This is a genomic window from Hathewaya limosa (assembly GCF_030815255.1).
Classification (GTDB): Bacteria; Bacillota; Clostridia; order Clostridiales; family Clostridiaceae; genus Hathewaya; species Hathewaya limosa.
The window spans coordinates 1-22,658 of record NZ_JAUSWN010000010.1 but is presented as its reverse complement, the minus strand read 5'-3'; the positions used below and the strand labels follow the sequence as shown (position 1 = coordinate 22,658).

Genomic DNA, 22,658 nt, shown 5'->3' with positions numbered 1-22,658 from the left:
CCATAATTTTAATATGGTATCATAATATCTCCTTTTATTATAACATTATTAGTTAATGTTACCTTTTAATATCTAGTAAAAACTTTTCTACATCATGTTCTGTAAAAACTTTTATATCATTTTCAAGTAGTAAGGCCGTAGTAACTCCATTTCCATCTATCTTATTACCCTTAAAGCTTCCATCATAAATCTTTCCAAATCCACAAGAAGGACTATTTGATTTTAAAATAGCTATTTTTGCATTGACACTTTTGGCTATCTTTAAAGCTTCATTGGCACCTCTTATAAAATTCTCTGTTACATCATTTCCATCTTTATCTACTACCTGAGCAGTTCTATATAAAACTTCTTTTCCTGTTCCATTTTTAATTTCACTTTCCACTCTAGGAGTACATAAACCTCCTAATTGTTCTGGACAAACCGGAATTGCTTTCCCATTTTTTATAAGTTCTAAGATATTCTCATTTAAATTATTTTCTCCATTATATTTACAATTAATTCCGCATAAACAAGCACTTATTAAAATCATTAAAATTCCCCTTTATTTTAAAATTGCTACAGTAACTCCTGTTCCGCCTTCTCCATATTCACCTAATCTATAACTTTTTACATGTGGATGTCTTTTTAATAAATCCTGTACGGACTTTCTTAAAATTCCTGTACCTTTTCCATGTATAATGGAAACTTCACCTAATCCACCAACATAAGCATCATCTAAATACTTATCTACGGTATATATGGCCTCCTGAGAATCCATTCCTCTTAAATCTACTGAACTAGAAACTGTACTCATTCTAAGCTTAACTTCTCGTTTTGTTATCTGTTTTTTCTCTTTTTTAAGTAATCTTTCATCTACAGATTTAAGTTCCTTTAGTTTAACATTTATTTTCATTATACCTGCTTGAACTTGTACCTCTCCTTTTTTGTCAGGCTTTGATAATACAGTTACCTTTTGATTTAATCTTATAAGAATAACCTCTTGCCCTATTTCTACATCAGACAAGTCTCCTTCTTGTTTTTCCTCTTTTACTAATTCATCTAAATTCTGTAATTTATTTTTAACCTTATTTCTTTCCTCTTCTAACTTTCTTCTAGCATCTTTAAAATTATCAGATTGCTCTAATTTTCTTACTTCCTTTAATACACCATCAACCTCTAATTTTGCTTCTTTTACAACCCTCTTAGCTTCTACTTTAGCTTCCTGCAATACTTTTTCCCTTGTATTTTCAAGTTTAAATAATTTTTCTTCATACTTATCTTTTAAGTGTCTAACTTCTTCTTTTAAGATTTCTCTTTCTCTAGCATATTTTTCTGCTAAAATATTTTTTTCTTGAAGACTCTGAATTAAACTTTCGAATTCCAAGTTATCTTCTGAAATGTTATTTCTAGCAAAATCTATAATATATTTTGGCAACCCTAATCTATGAGAAATTTCAAATGCATTAGATTTACCTGGCACACCAATTAAAAGTTTATATGTTGGCCTTAATGTTTCCACATCAAATTCAACTGAGGCATTTTCAACACCAACTGTTTTTAATGCATATGCCTTAATTTCACTATAGTGGGTTGTAGCCAAAATCTTACATTTTCTTTTTCTAAGTTCTTCTAAAATAGAAACCGCTAATGCCGCTCCCTCTGTGGGATCTGTTCCTGCACCTAACTCATCAAATAAAACTAAAGAATTTTCATCCGCACTTCCGATTATTTTTACAATATTGGTCATATGAGATGAGAAAGTAGATAAACTTTGTTCTATACTTTGTTCATCTCCTATATCTGCGTATATTTCTTTAAAGAAACCTACTATGGATTGTTCCTTTGCAGGAATTAAAAGTCCACTTAAAGCCATAATTTCTAAGATACCAAGTGTCTTAATAGTAACAGTTTTACCACCTGTGTTAGGTCCCGTAATTATTAATGATGTAAAATCTTTTCCTAAATAAATATCATTTGCCACTACTTCATCTTTATTAATTAAAGGATGTCTTCCTTGTATAATATCTATTATTCCTTCTTCATTTACTACTGGCTTAATAGCATTAATACTAGATGCATACTTAGCTTTACCAAATATAAAATCTAATTCCCACATAATACTTGCATCGTTTTTTACTGCTTTTATATTATTAAAAATTTCTCTTGATAATTCTTCTAATATTCTATCTATCTCAGCTTTTTCTTTTAACTTTAATTCTTTTATATCATTGTTTAAACTTACAAGACCCATAGGTTCTATGAATAATGTTGCTCCTGTAGAACTTTGGTCATGTACTAATCCTTGAACTTGACCTTTATATTCAGACTTAACAGGTATTACATATCTATCTCCTCTTATAGTATAAAGACTCTCTTGCAGGTAGTTAGAATATTGTCTAACCATAGAACTAACTCTATCTTTTACAGAATTATTTTTCTCTTTTAATGCTCTTCTAATCTTATATAATTTTTCACTAGCTCTATCGCTTAGTTCATCTTCATTAACTATTGCATTAAAAATTTTATCTTCTATTCTTTTTAAAGGTATTATAGAATATGCTATATCTTCTAAAACCTTATAATCCTCTTCTTCTTCTTTATGGCTTACATATTCCATAAAATTTCTTGAACTTCTTAGCATATTAGCAATTTTAATCAATGCATCAGTTCTTAGTGTTCCACCTTTACTTGCTCTTTCAATATCACTTCTAATATCAAATAATCCTTCCATAGGTGGATTACCTTTTTTCATAAGTAATCTTATAGCTTCATCTGTTTCTTCTAAATGTTCCCTAACTTCGTGTATATTATCATACGGAATTAAATCATCTAATATTTGTGCTCCTGCCCCTGTATGAATATACTTTCTTATATCTTCTTTTACCTTTAGAAATTCTAAAACTCTTAAACCTTTTTCATTCATAACTTTTCACCTTCTTATAATTGTTTATTCCACTCCTCTTTTATAGTGACCTTTAGTAAACTTAAGTTCAGGTATCTCTTTTGAATTACCTTGTAAAACATCTAAAACTCTCTTGCATATCTCATAACTTTCATCTGTAAAATCTATTCTATAATTCTTTATACCCATACTTTTAAGTTCATCGTTTTGAGATATTAAATTTGTAATAGAACTATTTAAAACATAACTTCTACAGAATTTATCGGTAATAATTAAAAATTCTTCTCCCATTCTATCCTTTAAATAGTATTCTCCATTTAAACAACTATTGTTACAAGATTTTTTTTCTGTTTTATTACCATAAAAAGCCCCAATAGGACAATATTCACTTATCATAAGTTCATATCTTCCATAAATTAAAATTCCTAAATTATTATTTTTACCTATAGAATCTAAAGTTTTTCTTAGATCCTTTTTATTTAGTTCCGGACTTATATATATTCCTTCGACATCATTTAAAAATTCATAGGCATAAGAATTAAATAAATTAATCTTATAATCAACTAATATTTTAGTTCTATTTTTATATGTTCCTATAATCCCTAAGTTAGATGTTAGAATTCCTTCAATATCCTCTATATACTTATCTATTATATTACATACATATTTCCACTCTTTATCTTTTACTATATTAGGTACTTTCAAATAAACTTTCTTATTTTTTATATTATTTATATCTAGATTATTTTTCTTTATAAATGGATTTACAGCAATATATTCAATATCACTTTCTAAAGTAGCTTTTAACTGCTCATCCGTATTAACACATATTAAAGTTTTAGGCATTGAGTTTATCTCTACTTTTTCATTTGTAATTACTTTTAAATTTAATTTATTATCTTTAACTCCATTATTTCTTTCTTCTATATAAGAAAATATTTGATCTAGTAATTCTCTTCTAACATTATTCAAACTAGATACAGGCATAAATCCTTCCTCAAAAAATGGCAATTCGACCTTATTTATATTGAATCTTGTATTTCCTGATTTACTAAGATTTTTAATAATTTTTTCTTTATCTAAAGGTTTATTTAAAGCTTTTTGAACTATTTCACCTTCAACTTCAAAAACTTTATCATAGAAGTAACTCTTTATCTGTATTGGCTCACCAACCTTAAATCTAACCTTTAAATCTAGATCATATTTTCTATAAATTTCTTTATAATACGAACTTAGATTTTCTAGAAGATCATTGTCCGATGTTTTATACAATACATCACCCTTTTTATACTTTAAAGGTTTAATTATAACTTTATCTCCTTTTGAAGCATTTTGTACCTCTTTACCATTAATTAAAATTGAATTTACAATAAACCCTTCATCTTTGATTCTAACTCCATCTTTGATTCTAAGATTGTCTTTTAAAGTAATACTTTTATCTTTATTAACTTCACCTAGACACACCCCTGTATTTTTAGGAAAATTATATGCCATCATATCTTTTCCCGTATTTCCAAAAAAATATGCCTTTGAAAATCCTTCTCTATTAAATAACTGAGTTACAATATTTTTATCTTCTTTTAAATCTATTTTTCTATTTTCATAATAACTATCAATAGCTTTTCTATATGCCTTCACTACTCCTGCAACATATTCCGGTCTTTTCATTCTTCCCTCTATTTTCAAAGAAGAAGTTCCACTTTCTATAATTTTATCTATATTGTCTAGAGTACATATATCCTTAGGGCTCATAATATAACCTTGTTTTTCTTCATTGTTTTTCTTATTTATAAGCTTATATGGTAATCTACAAGGTTGTGCACATCTTCCCCTATTTCCACTTCTTCCACCAATAATACTACTCATTAAACATTGTCCTGAATAAGAAATACACAATGCACCATGTATAAATATTTCAGTTTCTATATTTAAATCTTTAGATATGTACTTTATTTCTTCTAAAGAAAGCTCTCTTGATAGAACTATTCTTTCAAAACCTTTACTTTTTAAATATAATGCACCCTCTCCATTATGTACAGTCATTTGGGTCGATGCATGAATTTCTAAATCTTTTATATGCTGTTTTATCAATTTGGCTAATCCTAAATCTTGAATAATTACAGCATCTACTCCTATATTATTTAAAAGGTTAGCATATTCTAAAGCTTCAAAAAGTTCTTCTTCCTTTAAAAGTGTATTAATAGTTACATATACCTTTACCCCATAAAAATGACAGTATTCTATTGCCTCTTTCATGGTATCATCATCAAAATTTGTAGCATATGCTCTAGCAGAAAACTTACTACCCCCTAAATATATGGCATCCGCACCACTTTGAACTGCAGCCTTTAAACTTTCCATAGTTCCAGCCGGGGCTAATAATTCAATTTTCTTCATATTTATTTCTCTCCTACTTATAAAAATATTAACTCTTCTTATTATACACTAAATGTCAAAGTACTAAAATAAAAGTACAGACCAAGCTGTACTTTTATTTTTTATATTTTATTTTTTTCTTAAAGGTTCTTTCTTTAATCTTTCTTTAGCAAGAAAAATTTGATTTTCTTGCAACCTATTCTCTAAATCTAAAACTTTATATTTATATGTTTGTAAATCAAATTTAGTCTCTTTATTATGATTTCTAAGAGCTTTTATTTCCTTTATATATAGTTTTCCTTTTTCCTCTAAGAAATTATTTTGTTCTTTTAATTTTATAAGTTTATCTTTTAACTTTCTTATCTCTTCTTTACTTTGTTCTTCTTCTATACTCTTAATCTTTAAGGATTGTATTTCATCTTTAAAAGAATCTTTTTCTTTTTCATACGTCTGTTCTAAATTATCAAGCTTATCTTTGTATACTTTCATTTCCTCAGTATGTCCTTCTTTTAAAAGACTTATTTCTTCCTTATGTTTCTCTATATTTTTATTATTCTCTGTATCTTGAATATTTAACTTGTCCTCTAATTCCTCTATTTGCTTCTTATACTCTTCTATTTCTGTACTATATTTTTGTTCTAAAAGTGAAATTTTATTTAAATACTGTTGAACTTCATTATTATTTTTATCTTGAAGAACTTTCATTTCTTTTTTATAGTTTTCAAGCTGATTATTACGATTTTCTTTTAAAATATTAATTTCAATTTCATTTTTAGAAATTATCTCTTTATATTTTTCTTCTAAATTTTTAATATTCTTTTTGTTATTTTCAATTGTACTATTATAATGTTGTTGTAATACTGTTAATTCTTCTTTGCATTTTGTAATTTCTTTATTATGCTTTTCCTTTAACTCATTAATTTCATTGGTATATTGAATCTTATCTTTACTATTCTGTTCTTTAAGTTGTCTAATTATTTCCTTATGCTCTGATAATTCCTTATGATTATTCTGTTTCAAAGAATTTACTGTAACCTGTAACTCAATTTGTTCCTTACTATATTTATCTTCTTGATTTTTTAACTTAGCCTGAAGATTTTTACATTGATTTTCTAAATTAATACGTAAATCATCTAGTTTCTTTTGTAATGCTTTCTTTTCTTCTAGATGTTCATTTTTTAACTTTTTAACTTTTTGTTCTTCTTGATCATTTATTTCTTCCAACTTATTTGTTAATATAACAATTTGTTCTTTATATTTTTTATTTTCTTCTATCGAATCCTGTTCTAATTTCTTTAATTCTTCTTTAAATTGTGTACTCTCTTCAATAACCTTCATATTTTTCTTTATAGCTTCATTGTATTTTTCCAAGGTTATTTTTAGTTCACCATCCATAGATTCTAGTTGTTGCTGCTGATTTTTATAGTCTATGTTAAGTTTAAAAAGTTCGTCCACTATATTTACTGCAGACAAAATAGCTAACTCACTAGTTCCTAATTTAGGATTGTTGTTTTTTATACTTTTAACCTTTTCATTTACATATTGAGCTAAACTAGATATATATTCAGGTTCCTCTACACCTTTTAAAGAGTATTCTAAGTCATTAATTTTTACCATTACAATGTTCATAGAAACACCTCATATATCACTTATTATGATATATTTTAACATAAAATTTCCACTTATTAAACTCCCTTTAAGAGTTTTATTCTATTTAATCTAAAATTAACCTTAATTATAAAGCAAAGATGTAAGTTAAGCTTATAATTTATATATAAACCTAGAGATTTTCCTCCTTAACTTACATCTTAAAAATTATTATTTAGTTATACTATCTTAATTCAGCACCTAACTTATGTTCCAAAGCTCTTAAAATTTTATTGTGAACTTTATTAACTTCTTCATCTTTTAAAGTTTTTTCAGGTACTCTATAAATTAATGCATATGCTACACTCTTTTTACCATCTGGTATTTGTTTACCCTTATACACATCAAATAACTCTATACTTTCTAAAATATTTCCACCAGCTTTAACTATAGTTTCTTCTATTTCTTGTACTAAAATTTCATCATCAACTAAAATAGCTATATCTCTAGTAACTGCAGGATACTTAGGAAGTGGCATATATTTCTTTTCTATATTAGCATTTTTAAATATTACATCTAAGTCTAATTCTGCAATATAACATCTATCTTCTACTTCATAATTATCACAAACATCTGGATGAATCTCTCCTACTACACCAACATATTGATTTTTAATATATAATGCTGCAGTTTTTCCAGGATGGAAAGATTTGTTTTCTGTTTCCCTTCTGAAACTTACTTTTTTAACACCTAAAGTTTCTAATAATTCTTCTACTATTCCTTTTAGGTTTAAATAATCTACATTACCATACATCCCAATAGTAACTACATTTTTTTCAGTTGGTATTTTATTTTCATCTTCATTTTTAATGTAAACTTTACCCATTTCAAATAATCTAGCAAAGCTATTACTTCTTACATAGTTTCTTCCTAATGAATCCATCATAGATCCAACAGAAGTAGTTCTCATTACACTGAAATCTTCTCCTAAAGGATTTTTTATTTTAACAACATTTCTTAATGAACTATCTTCCGCTATAAGTAATTTATCGAAAACCTTAGGACTTATAAATGAATAGCTAATAGATTGATTTAATCCACAAGAAATTAACGTATCTACTACTTTTTCTTCTAATAATTGTTTTTCTGATTTTCCACCTTTAAGTGTTTCACAATGTGGAATTGTAGTTGGTATCTTATTATATCCATAAATTCTTGCAACTTCTTCTGCAACATCTTCTTTTATGTTCATATCACATCTAAATGTAGGTACCGATATAACTAAATCATCTTCTTTTACTTCAGTATTTAAATCTAGACTATCTAATACTTTTTTCATTTCTTCTTTAGATATATCTATACCTAAGAATTTATTTATCCACTTAGAATCTACTGTTAAAGTATGAGGTTCTCTCTTTTCATTATATATATCAATTGTTCCTTCTACTACTTTTCCAATACCCAATGATTCTATTAAATTGCAAGCTCTATTCATTGCAGTTTCCACATTATTAGGATCTAATTCTTTTTCAAATTTTGTAGAAGCCTCTGTTCTTAATCCTAATTTTGCAGATGTTTTTCTAATAGAAACTGGATTAAAACTTGCACATTCTAAAATTATTTCTGTTGTATCATCTTTAACTTCAGAATTTAGTCCACCCATAACCCCTGCTATTGCAACAGTTCTATCTCCATCTTTTATGCAAAGAGTATTTTCATCTAATGTTCTTTCAACCTCATCTAATGTTGTGAACTTCTCTCCTTCTGATGCTCTTTCAATACATAGTAAATTATTTTTAATTTCTCTTCTATCAAAAGCATGCATTGGTTGACCTAATTCAACCATAACAAAGTTCGTTATATCTACTATGTTATTCTTTGGCTTTATTCCATATTCAATTAATCTATCTTGCAACCATTTTGGCGATGGTTCAATTTTTACATTTTTAATAGCTTTTGTCATATATCTTTTGCATAATGAATCTTTAACTTCTACTTTTAACTCATTATGTATATTTGAAGATGAATCTTCTGTATAAGTTAACTCTGGCATTTTATAGCTTGTGCCTAAAGTGGCAGCTGTTTCTCTAGCTATACCAAGTACACTCATACAATCTGGTCTATTAGAAGTTATTTCGAAATCAATTACAGCACTTTCAAGACCTAGTACCTCTTTAATATCTTTTCCTATTGGAGTATCTTCTGGCATTATCATTAAGCCTTCTATAACTTTTCCGTCTGCCACTCCTATTTCTTCCTCTGAACAGAACATTCCGTTAGATACGATACCTCTTAATTTCCCCTTTTTAATTTTTGTTCCATCAAAAAGAGTTGCACCATGTAGTGCTACAGGTACTATATCATTTTCTTTCATATTTGTAGCTGCAGTTACTATTTGAATATTTTCTTCTTTTCCTATATTAACTGAACAAATAGATAATCTATCTGCCTCTGGATGTTTTTCTATTTGTTCTATTTTACAAGTAACTATATTTTCTATTTCTGCTCCTGTAATAATAACCTCTTCCACTTTAGAACCACTTAGCGTTAATCTATCACCTAGCTCCTTTGGTGAAATATCTATATTAACATAATCTTTTAACCAATTATAAGGTACTTTCATTACTAAACCTCCTAAAAATTTTAATTTTAACTTAGATTAGAATTGATTTAAGAATCTCATATCACTTTCATATAATAATCTAATATCATCTATGCCATAATCAAGCATAACCATTCTATCAAGTCCAAAACCAAATGCAAATCCACTATATACTTCTGGATCTATACCACAATTTCTTAAAACATCTGGATGAACCATACCACAACCTAATAACTCTATCCATCCACTACCTTTACATACTCTACATCCTTCTCCTTTACATACAAAACATGTAGCATCCATTTCTGCTGATGGCTCTGTAAATGGGAAATGATGTGGTCTAAATTTAGTTTCCATTTTGTCACCAAACATCTTTTTAGTAAATAACTCTAATGTTCCTTTTAAATCTGCAAAAGTGATATTTTTATCTACAACCAATCCTTCTACTTGGTAGAAAATAGGTGAATGTGTAGCATCTACAGAGTCAGAACGATAAACTTTACCTGGAGATATCATTTTAATTGGTGGTTTTTGTTTTTCCATTGTTCTTACTTGTACTGGAGATGTTTGAGTTCTTAATACCATATTATCATTAATATAAAAAGTATCTTGTTCTCCTCTTGCTGGGTGATCTTTAGGAATATTTAATGCCTCAAAATTATAGTGATCATATTCAACTTCTGGGCCTTCTTCTATTGAAAATCCCATAGAAATAAATATATTTTTAATTTTTTCTAAAGTTAATTCTAGTGGATGTCTCTTTCCTACGCTACATTTAACTCCTGGCATAGAAATATCTATAACCTCATTTTTTAATTTAGCTTCCTTTTCTTTTTCTTTAATTGCTTTTACAGCTATTTCTATTTTACCTTCTATATCCTGTCTTATTTCATTTGCAACTTTACCTACTATTGGTCTTTCTTCAGCAGATAATGCACCCATTCCTCTTAATATTTGAGTAAGTTCTCCTTTTTTTCCTAAGAACTTAACTCTTATATTCTCTAAATTCTCTTTAGATGAAACCTTTTCAATTTCCTCTAAAGCACTCTTTTTTATTAATTCTAATTTTTCCTTCATCTTAATCCTCCTTTTAAAAAATTATAAAAAAATAAAGCCCATCCACAAAGGGACGAACTTTCTCGCGGTACCACCCTAATTAATTTTATAAATTAGTATAAAATTAATACAAATTTTATAAAACTATCTTAACATATCTAACGGAAATATCCCGCCAATAACTACTGTTACTTCATCATTGGAGCTCCAGAGTGAACTTCAACATAAGATTATCTTAAGTATACTTTCAGTCTATGATATACTCTCCCTTTAAGTATCTATAGTTTACTCTCTCTTTCATTGCTTTTTTTATTTTTTAACTTTTACTACTTATTATAAATGTTTTAAAGTAAGTTTTCAAGTATTATTTAAATCTATTCTGTCGAACAATTTCATACATCATAATTGCAGCTGCTATAGATGCATTTAAAGATTCCGCATCCCCAGGCATAGGTAATTTAACTAATGTATCACTAAGTTCTATGATCTCATCACTAATACCATTTCCTTCATTTCCTACAACTATTATAACATTTTCTTTTAAATCTAAATCGTAAAAATCTTTATCCGTATGAAGAAAAGAACTTATAACCTTAAAACCTTTTTCCTTAAGACTTAATATACAACTTAAATCTTTATCCATAACAACGGGTACCTTAAAAATAGATCCCATGGTAGATCTTAAAGTTTTTTCATTATATAGATCAACTGTACCTTTTCTTAAAATAACTCCTAAAGCACCTGATGCATGTGCTGTTCTAATTATAGTTCCTAAGTTTCCTGGATCTTGTACCCTGTCAACAAATATATAAAATCCATTTTTCTTTTCTGTATTAAGTATTTTATTATTTACTACGGCTAAAATTCCTTGAGAATTTTCTGTTCCACATACAACTTTAAAACTTTCCTTACTTAATGAACATACTCTTATATCGCTTGATATTTGATTTATAAAAAGAACGTTTTCCTCTCTTTGAAGGAATTCTTCATTTATAACTACACATTCTATAGAAAATGATGATTTAAGCGCCTCCTCAGTAAATCTAAGACCTTCTACAATAAATTGATTTTTTTCTTCTCTGTATTTTTTTTCTTTTAATTTTTTTAATTCTTTTATTAAAGGATTGTTTTTACTTTGAATATATTCTAAATTCACTTAAAATAACTCCTTAATTACTTTATATTATTTTCAAGTTTATTTAATTCCTCTATGCTTCCAATAGCTACTATAATATCTCCTTCTCTAATAACTTCATTAGCTAGAGGAGAAACATCTACTCCATCCTCTCTCTTAATTGCCATTACATTTATGCCATAATTACTTCTTACATTCAATTCTTTAAGAGTTTTTCCATGCCATCCGCTTGGAGTTAAAAATTCTGCTAAACTATAGTCTGGAGATAATTCAATATACTCAAGTATATTAGAAAATACTAATCCATGTGCTACTCTTATTCCCATATCTTTTTCTGGGAAAACAACCTTATCCGCACCTAACTTTTTCAAAACTTTAGCATGCATAGCATTATTAGCTTTTGTAACAACAAGTTTTATTCCTAATTCCTTTAATAAAATTGTAGCCATAATACTAGCTTGAATATCTGCCCCAATACTAACTATTGCTACATCAAAATTTCTAACACCAACTTCTCTTAATGACAATTCATCTGTAGCATCCGCCTGAATTGCATGAGTTACATTATTAGCTATATTTTGTATTCTCTCTTCATCAATATCTATAACTAAAACATCATTTCCTAAACTATATAATGTTTCTGCTATAGAAGTTCCAAATCTCCCAAGTCCTATTACAACATATTGTTTTTTACTCATAATCACACCTCTTTTATCCTACTAATATTTTCTCTTCTGGATATTTTATATTTACTCTATTTCCACCTTTATTTGTTAAAGCAAGAACTATAGTAAGTGGACCAACTCTACCAAAATACATAGAAATAGCAATTATTATTTTACCCAAAGCACTTAATTTAGTAGTAATTCCTAAAGTTACCCCAACTGTACCAAAAGCTGATACTACTTCATATAAAATTTGTTCTAATGTAAATCCTGGATCAGTAAATGATAATACTAATGTCACTATTGTTATTAACATAAGACTAATTATAAATATAACTATAGCTTTATATACTATTTCTTTACAAAGTCTCTTATTACATATTTCTGTATCTTCTCTTCCTTTAATAAGTGATAATATAGTAAAAATTAATACAGCCATAGTTGTAGTTTTAATTCCCCCAGCAGTAGATCCTGGAGAACCACCTATAAACATAAGTACTATAGTCAAAATTTTACTAGATAAAGTCATTCCAGATGTAGATACAGAATTAAATCCCGCCGTTCTAGGTGATACAGATGCAAAGAATGAATTTAAAAGTTTATCTTTAAAACTCATATTTTGCATGGTATTAGGATTATTCATTTCAAATATAAAAAATAATATTGTTCCTCCGATAAGTAATATAGCTGTGGTTGCTATAGCAATCTTTGTATGAAGTGAAAATTTCCTTTTCTTATGAGTATTATATAATTCACTCCAAACAAAGAATCCTAATCCTCCAGTAACTATTAAAAAAGAAATAGTTAATATAACTACTGAATTACTAGAATACGAAGTTAAACTACTAAAATTACCTATGAGATCAAATCCAGCATTACAAAACCCTGAAATTGAATGAAATAAACTATAACAAATACCTTTTAATACTCCAAACTGTGGAATAAATTGAGTAGATAATATAAGTGCACCTATTCCTTCAATAGAAAAGGTAAATAATAGTACATATTTTGATAACTTAACCAATCCTTGTAGAGAGAAAAAATTCATCGCCTCTTGCATAACCATTCTCTCTTTTAAAGTTATCTTTTTTCCTAACAATAAAAATACTAAAGTGGTAAAAGACATAAATCCTAATCCACCTATTTGAATTAAAGTTATTATAACCGTTTTTCCAAAAGTGCTCCAATAAGTTCCAGTATCCTTAGTTACTAATCCTGTAACACACACTGCAGATGTAGATGTGAAAATACAATCTATAAAACTAGTACTTTCACCTTTAGCTGATGAAATAGGTAATGATAATAAAATTGCTCCTATTAATATAACACATGCAAATCCCAAAGCAAGTATTTGTGCTGGCCTTAGTTTTCTGCTAGGACTGCTTGATTTGATATCGTTCCCCTTTAAAGTCATATTTCCTTAAAACCTCCAACAGTTTATTTCCTTTACAACTCCTTTAGTTATATTATTTGTTACTTAGAAAAATTTATTTAATTAAAATATAAATATAGTATATCACTTCAATGTTAATTTTCAATTATGTGATTAAAAAATATTGAAATAATTTTATTGAAATAAAAAAATGCAGCCGCAGCTGCATTAAAGCATTTATTATTTAGATTCTAATTGTTTTTTTGCAACTTCTACTAATTCAGCAAAAGCTTTTGGATCATTTATAGCTATTTCAGAAAGCATTTTTCTGTTTATATCTATACCAGCTAATTTTATTCCATTCATAAATCTAGAATAAGACATACCATTTATTCTTGTAGCAGCATTTATTCTAGCTATCCAAAGTTTTCTAAAATCTCTCTTCTTTAACTTTCTTCCTATGAATGCATTATTTAAAGCTCTTATTACTGTAGCATTAGCTGTTCTGAATAATTTACTTCTTGAACCATAATAACCTTTTGCAAGTTTTAATACTTTTTTATGTTTTTTACGAGCATTTACAGCCTTTTTAACTCTTGCCATTTCACTACCTCCTTAAGTATTCGAATTATAGATATGGTAATAATTTCTTCATTACTTTTTCTTGACTATCAGAAACTAAAGTTGATTTTCTTAAGTTTCTCTTAGTTTTTGATGATTTAGATGTTAATAAATGTCCCTTGTAAGCTTTAGCTCTCTTAAGCTTTCCAGTTCCAGTTTTCTTAAATCTCTTTGCAGCACCTCTATGAGTTTTCATTTTTGGCATAATAAGTTCCTCCTTATCATTTTTTATTTTTTAGGAGCTATAATTAAAATCATGTTTCTTCCTTCTAATTTAGCATGTTTTTCAATTACACAAACTTCTTCAACCTTTTCATAGAACTTATCAAGAATCTTTTGTCCTATATGGGAATAGTCTGCTTCTCTGCCCCTAAATCTAACAGTTACTTTTACTTTATTTCCATCTAGTAAAAATTTTCTAGCATTGTTAGCTTTTATTGAAATATCATGTTCTTCTATTGTTGGGCTAAGTCTAACCTCTTTAATATTAATAACCTTTTGTTTTTTCTTAGCTTCTTTATTTTTTTTAGCCTGTTCGTAAACAAACTTTCCATAATCCATTATTTTGCATACTGGTGGATTTGCACCAGGAGACATTAGAACTAAATCTACTTCTCTTTCTTCTGCAATTTTTAGAGCTTCCTGTGAAGACATTATTCCTAATTGCTCTCCACCATCAGCAACAACTCTAACTTCTTTTTCTTTTATTTCTTCGTTTAAAAGCACTTCTTTTTTACTGATATTAGACACCTCCTACGGCACTAAAAAAATTAATTCTATATAAAAATAAGAGACGGTAAAATGCCGTCTCTTTATATACAAGTAACCTATACAATAAATTTCTTTTAAACTATAACCTAACTAGCATTGCTGTTAGGTGAGAAACGACAATTTCTTCTTTAACCCTCATTTATATTTAATTTTAACAACAAAAATATTATATATCTAAGAATCTGTTTTGTCAAGAAATTTATTTTGCTTTTATTTTTATTTCTTCTTTAATCTTTGCAATAAATTCTTCTATTTCAAAAGTTCCTAAATCGCCTTCTTTTCTACTTCTTATAGCAACTTTATTTTCTTCCATCTCTTTGTTACCTAAAACAATCATATAAGGAACTTTAGCTAATTGAGCTTCTCTAATTTTATAACCAATTTTTTCATTTCTTAGATCTAGTTCAACTCTTATATCTTCAGATTTTAATCTATCGTATATTTCTTTAGCATAATCACTTTGAGCATCTGTTATATTCATTATCTTAACTTGTACTGGTGCAAGCCATGTTGGGAATGCTCCTGCATAGTGTTCTATTAAAATTCCTATAAATCTTTCAATACTTCCAAATATAACTCTATGAACCATAACTGGTCTATGTTTTTCACCATCAGCTCCGATATAAGTTAAATCAAATCTTTCTGGCATTTGGAAATCAAGCTGAATTGTAGCACATTGCCATGTTCTTCCTAAGCAATCTTTAAGATGAATATCGATCTTAGGACCATAGAATGCTCCATCACCTTCATTGATCTTATATTCTTTTCCTATACTTTCTAAAGCATCTCTTAAACTTTGAGTAGCTATTTCCCAATCTTCATCGCTTCCCATAGAATCTTCTGGTCTTGTTGATACTTCAACAAAATATTCAAATCCAAATACATTATAGAACTTATCTACAAGTTGCATAACTCCTATAATTTCTTCTCTTATTTGATCTCTTGTCATAAATATATGTGCGTCATCTTGTGTAAAACATCTAACTCTCATTAATCCATGTAATGCACCAGATAATTCATGTCTATGAACTAAACCAAGTTCTGCAAGTCTTAATGGGAACTCTTTATATGAGTGTAGTCCACTCTTATAAACTAAAATTCCACCTGGACAATTCATCGGTTTTATAGCATAATCTTCATTATCTATTTTTGTAAAATACATATTATCTTGATAGTGATCCCAGTGACCTGATCTATGCCATAAAGCTTCATTTAATATTATTGGAGTTTTTATTTCTTGATATCCAGCTTTAGTATGCATTTCTCTCCAAAATTCTTCTAAAGTATTTCTAACAACCATTCCCTTTGGATAGAAAAATGGGAATCCTGGACCTTCTTCAAGCATTCCAAATAACTCTAATTCTTTACCTAATTTTCTATGATCTCTTTTTTTAGCTTCTTCTAATAAGTTTAGGTATGCTTCTAACTCACTTTTTTTAGTAAAAGCTGTACCATATATTCTTTGAAGCATCTTATTCTTCTCATCGCCTCTCCAATAAGCACCAGCTATTGAAAGAAGTTTAACAGCTTTAACGATTTTTGTACTTGGTACATGAGGACCTGCACATAAATCAGTAAATTCATCTTGTTTATAAAAAGAAATAACTTCATCTTCTGGTAAGTCTTCTATTAATTCAACTTTATAATCTTCATTCTTTTCTTTCATTAATGCAATAGCTTCTTCTCTTGGAAGTTCAAATCTTTCAATTTTTATATCTTCCTTAACTATTTTCTCCATTTCTTTTTCTATTTTTTCTAATATTTCTGGAGTAAATGAAAAATCAGCATCAAAATCATAATAGAATCCATTATCAATTGCTGGTCCTATTGCAAGCTTAACTTCTGGGTATAATCTCTTTACAGCTTGAGCTAAAATATGAGAAGCTGTGTGTCTTAATGTCTTTTGTCCATCCTCATCAGCAAAAGTTAAAATTTCTAACTGACTATCTTCATTTATTTCATGCATTAAATCTGCTTTTTCTCCATTTAAATAAGCACCTAATGCTTTTTTATACAAAGCTGGACTTATTTTCATTGCTACATCACTAATTTTTGTTCCTTTTTCAACCTCAATTATTTTTCCATCTTTTAAAGTTACTTTAATCATTTTTTTATCCTCCTTATTTAATTTTGAATATAAAAAAACTCATCCCAAACACATGGGACGAGTTGTCGTGATTCCACCCAATTTAATAGAAAAACACTTTAATAAAAGTATATAAAATTACTTTTATTATACTTTTCTATTATCTCATTTATCATTAACGCTGAAAAACGTAAATATCTACTTTAATTTCAATATCATACTCCAAGGTGGTTTTCAATAAAACTTATCCAGAAGAATTTTCAGCCAAAGATTCTTCCTCTCTGAGAATAGTAATTTATTTACTCTTCCTTTTCATTGTATTTAACATATTTATTTTATAAAAATTAGTTTATCATAAAAATATTTTTATATCAAGAGTGTTTTATAGTTTTATGCTATCTTTATTTTTTTTACAAAAAGGACATCCTGTACAAAAAGCTACTCTTTCTAGGAAAACATCTTTAATTGTGTTTATAAATTCATTATATGAACATTTATCATAATTATGAATAACTATTCTTTTAGGAACATTTGTTATTAAACCGCTTATAATTATATCCTCTATACTTACTGTTCCGCTAAAAGAAGTTTCCTCTAAATCATTGACAAGTTCATTAAATATATCTTTTCCTTGTTTATTTTTTATATAATATTTTCCTTTATCCCCTATAATAATATTAACTTCATCTATTTTACTTTCTTGTAGTTGAACAAAATATTTTAATAATTTTATAAACTCCTTATATTCCTTTTCACTAATATAATTTTGTACAACTTCTTCAGTTATTTCAAAAAAACTTTTTTCCATATTTGTAGTTCTAAATCTAATAAATCCATTTACATTAAATTCATTAACTTCTTTAATACAATTTATTATCTCTTGTAATATATCATTTTTTTTATTTATAAAATATAGTCCATTTTTTTCCATAATTATTTTATCTGAATTTAGAGTTTCATAGACTTTTTTTACTAAATAATTCACTTCGGAATCTTTAAAGAAAAAATATTTATCTATTATAAAATTTTTTAATTTTTCATTATAAAATTTCTTAACCATAATATTATATAAACTCATACTCATATAAAGATTAAAGGTGTTTTGTAATGAGCTATCACACTTTTCCTCTGCAGAATAAACTTTAATTATATGGGTATCATTTTCTAAATCTTCACTTATTCCCAATTGAATATCTTTTACTTTAAATAAGTTTTTTATTTCGTTTATTTCATCAATAAAATCTTCCATACTATTATCATATATTATTGTCAGTAATAACATAGCTCTCACTCCTTTAATCATAGTATGTGTTTTAACAAAAACAGTATTCAATTTTTGTTCATCAAATATCGACAACTTCTATATATACTTGTACTTGTAAATACTCCGTAATATAATCTAAAGTAAGTAATATCAATAGGAGAAAGAAAATGAAAACTTTGTTTGTAGACAATAGAATAGCTATTGAAGAATTTAATATTTTAAAAAATTTAAATTATAAAATTATAAAGGTTCCTTCTTGTAATAAATTGTACAATGCAATTAAAGGTCATCCTGATATACTCTTACATATACAAGATAAGAATTCTATAATTGTCCATAAAGATATACCTAAAGATTTTATAACTTTGCTTAAAAATAATAGTTTTAATGTAACTTTAAGTTCTTATTCACTAGACTCTAAATATCCTAATGACATTTTTCTAAATGCTGTTTCATTTAAAAATTATTTCATTCATAACCTAATCTATACTGATCCTATACTTTTAAAGTTAAATAATTATAAAAAACTAATTAATGTAAAACAGGGATATACTAAATGTTCTACTTGTATAGTAAATGAAAATTCAATTATAACAAGTGATACTAATATAGCAAAACATCTAACAGCAAATAACTTTAATGTACTATTATTACCACCAGGTGATATTATTTTAGAAGGATTAGACTATGGATTTATAGGAGGATGTTCAGGACTTATTGAAAAGAATGTTTTAGCCTTTTATGGTGATTTATCTTATTATAAATATGGAAAAGAAGTTTTAAACTTTTTAAAAGAAAATAAAGTTGAACCTTTATATTTAAGAAATGGAAAACTTATAGACAGAGGAAGTATTTTATGTAATTTTATATAAAATTTATATTTTAAGTCTCACAACATAAATAAAAGAACTTGTAATTTTTTCACAAGTTCTTTGGAGGCGCCACCCAGATTTGAACTGGGGATAAAGGTTTTGCAGACCTCTGCCTTACCACTTGGCTATAGCGCCATGCATTTTTTATATTTACATAATACATAATGTATTTTTAAGTGTCAATATCTTAACTTTTCTTTTATGTGTTAACTTTAATAAGTATTACTAAGGGGTTTTCAATATCTTAATAATAATATATTAAAAACCCCTTAAATTTGTTCATGTTTTTTATATATTTTTAATTTAAATTTCTTTTAAGATTTTATTAACATCTTCTGGAGTAAAAGAATATTTCTTTCCACAGAATTGACATCTTATTTCTTCTGTTTTATTATCTTCTGCTATTTTAGATAATTCATCTTTTCCAATGCTAATCAATGCTCTTTCTACTCTCTCTCTTGAACAATCGCAATTATATTTAGGTGTAGTTGATTGAAGTAATTTAAGATCCATATCTTCAAATATGTACTGTAGAATTTCATCTATCCCTTTTCCTGATGCTATAAGTGTTGTTATAGGTGCTATTTCCTCTAATCTATATGTTAATATATCTGCTAACATATCATCAGCTCCTGGCATCATTTGAATAATAAATCCACCAGCTGCCTTAATTGTTAAATCCTTATCTACCAATACGCCTACTGCTACTGCTGAAGGTACTTGTTCTGATACCGTATAGTAATATGCAATATCATCACCAATCTCTCCTGTGTAAATAGGCACTCTTCCAACATAAGGTTCTTTTAATCCCATATCCCTTATAACTAATAATTCACCTTCTTTGCCTATTGCACCACCAACATCTAATTTTCCCTTAGCATTTGGTGATAAATCCACTAATGGATTACCTATGTATCCTTTAACTGATGCATCTGCATAAGAATTTACTACTACTCCCATAGCTTCTCCGCCACCATCAATTTTTAATGTTAACTTATCTTTATCAGATTTTAACATAGCCCCCATTAAAGACCCTGCAGTAAGAAGTCTTCCTAAAGCCGCAGAAGCTGTAGGTGTTGTACCATGTATTTTCACTGCCTCATTAACAAGTTCTGTAGTTATAGCCCCTATTACTCTAATATCCCCATTATGCGCAGTACCTCTAACTAATTTATCACTCATTTATATTTACCTCCTATAAAATTTCAAATTATTTTTGTGCAATAAACACAATTCTTTCACTAGTTTCACTAGCCTTTAAGTTTGAATAACTATCTAGCTTTTCTTTTAATTTAAAACCAGCTTCTAAAAGTAATCCTTCTATTTCTTCATTTGTATAAGCTTTTTCTCTATGACTTTCATCAAATCTATTATACATTTCACCATCTTTAATAAAAAAGGTTAAATACATATTTACAATATTATCTTCATAAACATTTTCCCATATGTAAACAATTTCACCATCATCATAGTTAAATATATTATTTCCTAATATTTCTTTAAGCTTATAATATGAATTTATATCAAATATAAAAATTCCATCTTCATTTAAATGATTATACACATTTTTAAAGAATTTTAAAATATCTTTTGAATCTAAAATATAGTTTGTACCATCAAGACAGCAAGTTACTAAATTAAACTTATCCTTTAAATTCAATTGTGTAATATCTTGACAAATAAACTTAATTCTTTTTCCTCTTAACTTTTCTTCAGCTTTACTTAACATATATGGCGAAAGATCCACAGCCCAAGTTTTTTTAAAATCTTGACTTACAAATTGAGTCAAATTACCAGTCCCACAAGCTAAATCTAAATATGTATCTTTATATACTTCATATTTATCACATTTATCTAAAATAAATTTAGCCCATTCTTCATAATTTACATCTTCATTTATAAGTTCATCATAAACAGATGATAAATCTCTATAACTATCCATTATAAACTACTCCCTTAAATTTTTATATAAATATATTCTATATAAATTATACTATAAATATCAAGTCTTAAAATTATAAAATAATTTATTTAACTTATCCTCTAACTTTAATATAAATTTAAAAGGCTATTTACTATAAGTAAATAGCCTAAAGTATATCCTCATTTTTAGGTAACTTTAATTTCCTTTTCTTTTTCGTCATTATTCCTCCTATACGTCCTGTTTCTTCAGCTGTTAATGATGCCCAACCCTCTTTATCAACTTTATCTTTCAACCCTAATTCTTCTGCTATTTCATACTTCATTTTTTCTCTTAGTAATTCCATTCCACTTAATTCTTTCTGTGCTTTTAGTTTTGCTTTAATTACTTTTTTAAGTGGTGTTTTTCCCATTTTGCTCCCTCCTAGTTTCGTGTTTATTTATATTTTTAACTAGAAAGGAGCTTTTTATACTTAATAACCTTTTGTGAACTAACTTTTTATTCGCCATAAATAAATAATGAATTGTTAAGTATTAAATAAATAATTCCTTAACAATTCATTAAATGTGCTTAATTTATAATTAATATAAATGACAAGCTACAAAATGATCTTTTTTAACTTCCTTAAATTCTGGAGTTACCTCGAAACATTCTTTCATTGCATACTTACATCTTCCTGCAAATCTACATCCCGGTTTAGGATTTATTGGACTTGGAACTTCACCTTCTAATTTGATTCTATTCTTTTTCTTTTCTGTATCAGGGTCTGGAACTGGTATTGCTGATAACAATGCTTTTGTATATGGATGTAATGGGTCTTCATACAATGTACTGCTAGCTGCAAGTTCTACCATTTTTCCAACATACATAACCCCTACTCTGTCTGAAATATGTTTAACCATTGATAAGTCATGGGCTATAAATAAATATGTTAGTCCAAAATCCTGTTGCAATTTAATTAGTAAGTTAACTACTTGAGCTTGAATAGAAACATCTAATGCTGATATTGGTTCATCACAAACTATAAATTCTGGCTCTATAGCTAAAGCCCTTGCTATTCCTATTCTTTGTCTTTGTCCACCTGAGAATTCATGTGGGAATCTTGAAGCATGTTCCTTATTTAATCCTACAAGACTTAGAAGTTCATAAATTTTATTTGTTCTTTCTTGTCCTGAATATAGATTATGAATATCTATTCCTTCACCTATAATATCTCCTACTGTCATTCTAGGATTTAATGATGCATATGGATCTTGAAATATTATTTGAGCTTTTCTTGTAAACTCTTTTTTTTCTTTTTTATTTAAACTATGAACATTAAATCCATCAAATAAAACTTCTCCATCTGTTGCACCATACAATCCCATAACTGTTCTTCCACAGGTTGTTTTACCACATCCAGATTCTCCAACCAATCCTAAAGTTTCACCTTTTCTGATTGTAAAACTA

Annotated in this window: 19 protein-coding genes, 1 tRNA gene and 2 other annotated features; of the genes, 1 reads left to right on the top strand and 19 read right to left on the bottom strand. The window is 27.5% G+C overall.

Going from position 1 to position 22,658, the window contains the following annotated elements; translation table 11 throughout:
* Nucleotides 1-58: 58 nt before the first annotated feature.
* The 14 genes from QOZ93_RS06775 to ytxC all read right to left on the bottom strand — a co-directional run bounded on the left by QOZ93_RS06775 (nucleotide 59) and on the right by ytxC (nucleotide 18,434).
* The gene (locus QOZ93_RS06775; protein ID WP_307355624.1) at nucleotides 59-529 is read right to left on the bottom strand and encodes a 2-thiouracil desulfurase family protein; all 471 of its coding nucleotides are present in this window, start codon (nucleotides 527-529) and stop codon (nucleotides 59-61) included.
* Nucleotides 530-541: 12 nt separating this feature from the next.
* Nucleotides 542-2,902, bottom strand: coding sequence for an endonuclease MutS2 (locus tag QOZ93_RS06770; protein ID WP_307355622.1), 2,361 nt, complete (start codon nucleotides 2,900-2,902; stop codon nucleotides 542-544).
* A gap of 24 nt (nucleotides 2,903-2,926) precedes the next feature.
* Nucleotides 2,927-5,278, bottom strand: coding sequence for a U32 family peptidase (locus QOZ93_RS06765; RefSeq protein WP_307355621.1), 2,352 nt, complete (start codon nucleotides 5,276-5,278; stop codon nucleotides 2,927-2,929).
* Nucleotides 5,279-5,386: 108 nt separating this feature from the next.
* Nucleotides 5,387-6,886, bottom strand: coding sequence for a cell division protein ZapA (locus QOZ93_RS06760; protein ID WP_307355620.1), 1,500 nt, complete (start codon nucleotides 6,884-6,886; stop codon nucleotides 5,387-5,389).
* 202 nt (nucleotides 6,887-7,088) lie between these two features.
* Entirely contained in the window at nucleotides 7,089-9,467 is a 2,379-nt protein-coding gene (gene pheT / locus QOZ93_RS06755; RefSeq protein WP_111943600.1) for a phenylalanine--tRNA ligase subunit beta, read from the bottom strand.
* Between the two features lie 36 nt (nucleotides 9,468-9,503).
* Nucleotides 9,504-10,523 (bottom strand): phenylalanine--tRNA ligase subunit alpha, encoded by a 1,020-nt coding sequence (gene pheS / locus QOZ93_RS06750; protein WP_307355618.1) that lies wholly within the window; start codon nucleotides 10,521-10,523, stop codon nucleotides 9,504-9,506.
* 45 nt (nucleotides 10,524-10,568) lie between these two features.
* Nucleotides 10,569-10,812, bottom strand: a binding site (T-box leader).
* A gap of 54 nt (nucleotides 10,813-10,866) precedes the next feature.
* Nucleotides 10,867-11,658, bottom strand: a complete 792-nt coding sequence (locus tag QOZ93_RS06745) for a TrmH family RNA methyltransferase (RefSeq protein ID WP_111943604.1) — start codon at nucleotides 11,656-11,658, stop codon at nucleotides 10,867-10,869.
* A 17-nt stretch (nucleotides 11,659-11,675) separates the two neighbouring features.
* On the bottom strand, nucleotides 11,676-12,335 hold the full coding sequence (locus QOZ93_RS06740; RefSeq protein WP_111943606.1) for a potassium channel family protein: 660 nt from the start codon (nucleotides 12,333-12,335) through the stop codon (nucleotides 11,676-11,678).
* A 13-nt stretch (nucleotides 12,336-12,348) separates the two neighbouring features.
* Entirely contained in the window at nucleotides 12,349-13,716 is a 1,368-nt protein-coding gene (locus QOZ93_RS06735) for a TrkH family potassium uptake protein (protein ID WP_307355616.1), read from the bottom strand.
* Between the two features lie 198 nt (nucleotides 13,717-13,914).
* Nucleotides 13,915-14,277, bottom strand: a complete 363-nt coding sequence (gene rplT, locus QOZ93_RS06730; RefSeq protein ID WP_307355615.1) for a 50S ribosomal protein L20 — start codon at nucleotides 14,275-14,277, stop codon at nucleotides 13,915-13,917.
* Between the two features lie 25 nt (nucleotides 14,278-14,302).
* Nucleotides 14,303-14,500 (bottom strand): 50S ribosomal protein L35, encoded by a 198-nt coding sequence (gene rpmI / locus QOZ93_RS06725; RefSeq protein WP_111943612.1) that lies wholly within the window; start codon nucleotides 14,498-14,500, stop codon nucleotides 14,303-14,305.
* A 23-nt stretch (nucleotides 14,501-14,523) separates the two neighbouring features.
* Nucleotides 14,524-15,045, bottom strand: coding sequence for a translation initiation factor IF-3 (gene infC, locus QOZ93_RS06720; protein ID WP_307355614.1), 522 nt, complete (start codon nucleotides 15,043-15,045; stop codon nucleotides 14,524-14,526).
* A 220-nt stretch (nucleotides 15,046-15,265) separates the two neighbouring features.
* Nucleotides 15,266-17,173, bottom strand: a complete 1,908-nt coding sequence (thrS, locus tag QOZ93_RS06715) for a threonine--tRNA ligase (RefSeq protein WP_307355613.1) — start codon at nucleotides 17,171-17,173, stop codon at nucleotides 15,266-15,268.
* Between the two features lie 50 nt (nucleotides 17,174-17,223).
* Nucleotides 17,224-17,477 (bottom strand) — a binding site (T-box leader).
* A 57-nt stretch (nucleotides 17,478-17,534) separates the two neighbouring features.
* The gene (gene ytxC / locus QOZ93_RS06710) at nucleotides 17,535-18,434 is read right to left on the bottom strand and encodes a putative sporulation protein YtxC (RefSeq protein WP_162630409.1); all 900 of its coding nucleotides are present in this window, start codon (nucleotides 18,432-18,434) and stop codon (nucleotides 17,535-17,537) included.
* Between the two features lie 149 nt (nucleotides 18,435-18,583).
* On the opposite strand from ytxC, the gene QOZ93_RS06705 reads away from it, so the two are divergent.
* Complete coding sequence (locus QOZ93_RS06705; RefSeq protein WP_307355612.1) at nucleotides 18,584-19,288, top strand: DUF6873 family GME fold protein; 705 nt, start codon at nucleotides 18,584-18,586, stop codon at nucleotides 19,286-19,288.
* A gap of 61 nt (nucleotides 19,289-19,349) precedes the next feature.
* Here the strand turns inward: QOZ93_RS06705 and QOZ93_RS06700 are convergent.
* From QOZ93_RS06700 to QOZ93_RS06680, 5 genes are all read right to left on the bottom strand, one after another.
* A tRNA-Cys gene (locus tag QOZ93_RS06700) sits at nucleotides 19,350-19,423 on the bottom strand.
* A 168-nt stretch (nucleotides 19,424-19,591) separates the two neighbouring features.
* Nucleotides 19,592-20,470, bottom strand: coding sequence for an Hsp33 family molecular chaperone HslO (hslO, locus tag QOZ93_RS06695; RefSeq protein ID WP_111943622.1), 879 nt, complete (start codon nucleotides 20,468-20,470; stop codon nucleotides 19,592-19,594).
* Between the two features lie 28 nt (nucleotides 20,471-20,498).
* The gene (locus QOZ93_RS06690; RefSeq protein WP_307355611.1) at nucleotides 20,499-21,230 is read right to left on the bottom strand and encodes a class I SAM-dependent DNA methyltransferase; all 732 of its coding nucleotides are present in this window, start codon (nucleotides 21,228-21,230) and stop codon (nucleotides 20,499-20,501) included.
* A gap of 148 nt (nucleotides 21,231-21,378) precedes the next feature.
* Entirely contained in the window at nucleotides 21,379-21,621 is a 243-nt protein-coding gene (locus QOZ93_RS06685) for an alpha/beta-type small acid-soluble spore protein (protein WP_111943626.1), read from the bottom strand.
* 169 nt (nucleotides 21,622-21,790) lie between these two features.
* Nucleotides 21,791-22,658, bottom strand: an 868-nt coding sequence (locus QOZ93_RS06680; protein WP_307355610.1) for an ABC transporter ATP-binding protein, incomplete at its 5' end; no start/stop codon positions are given.

Coding starts and splice junctions, on each gene's coding strand:
- QOZ93_RS06735 (WP_307355616.1), bottom strand. CDS start 13,716: ATGACTTTAAAGGGGAACGATATCAAATCAAGCAGTCCTAGCAGAAAA.
- QOZ93_RS06685 (WP_111943626.1), bottom strand. CDS start 21,621: ATGGGAAAAACACCACTTAAAAAAGTAATTAAAGCAAAACTAAAAGCA.
- pheT (WP_111943600.1), bottom strand. CDS start 9,467: ATGAAAGTACCTTATAATTGGTTAAAAGATTATGTTAATATAGATATT.
- QOZ93_RS06740 (WP_111943606.1), bottom strand. CDS start 12,335: ATGAGTAAAAAACAATATGTTGTAATAGGACTTGGGAGATTTGGAACT.
- QOZ93_RS06770 (WP_307355622.1), bottom strand. CDS start 2,902: ATGAATGAAAAAGGTTTAAGAGTTTTAGAATTTCTAAAGGTAAAAGAA.
- rpmI (WP_111943612.1), bottom strand. CDS start 14,500: ATGCCAAAAATGAAAACTCATAGAGGTGCTGCAAAGAGATTTAAGAAA.
- ytxC (WP_162630409.1), bottom strand. CDS start 18,434: ATGTTATTACTGACAATAATATATGATAATAGTATGGAAGATTTTATT.
- QOZ93_RS06765 (WP_307355621.1), bottom strand. CDS start 5,278: ATGAAGAAAATTGAATTATTAGCCCCGGCTGGAACTATGGAAAGTTTA.
- QOZ93_RS06705 (WP_307355612.1), top strand. CDS start 18,584: ATGAAAACTTTGTTTGTAGACAATAGAATAGCTATTGAAGAATTTAAT.
- QOZ93_RS06775 (WP_307355624.1), bottom strand. CDS start 529: ATGATTTTAATAAGTGCTTGTTTATGCGGAATTAATTGTAAATATAAT.
- thrS (WP_307355613.1), bottom strand. CDS start 17,173: ATGATTAAAGTAACTTTAAAAGATGGAAAAATAATTGAGGTTGAAAAA.
- QOZ93_RS06690 (WP_307355611.1), bottom strand. CDS start 21,230: ATGGATAGTTATAGAGATTTATCATCTGTTTATGATGAACTTATAAAT.
- rplT (WP_307355615.1), bottom strand. CDS start 14,277: ATGGCAAGAGTTAAAAAGGCTGTAAATGCTCGTAAAAAACATAAAAAA.
- hslO (WP_111943622.1), bottom strand. CDS start 20,470: ATGAGTGATAAATTAGTTAGAGGTACTGCGCATAATGGGGATATTAGA.
- QOZ93_RS06760 (WP_307355620.1), bottom strand. CDS start 6,886: ATGAACATTGTAATGGTAAAAATTAATGACTTAGAATACTCTTTAAAA.
- pheS (WP_307355618.1), bottom strand. CDS start 10,523: ATGAAGGAAAAATTAGAATTAATAAAAAAGAGTGCTTTAGAGGAAATT.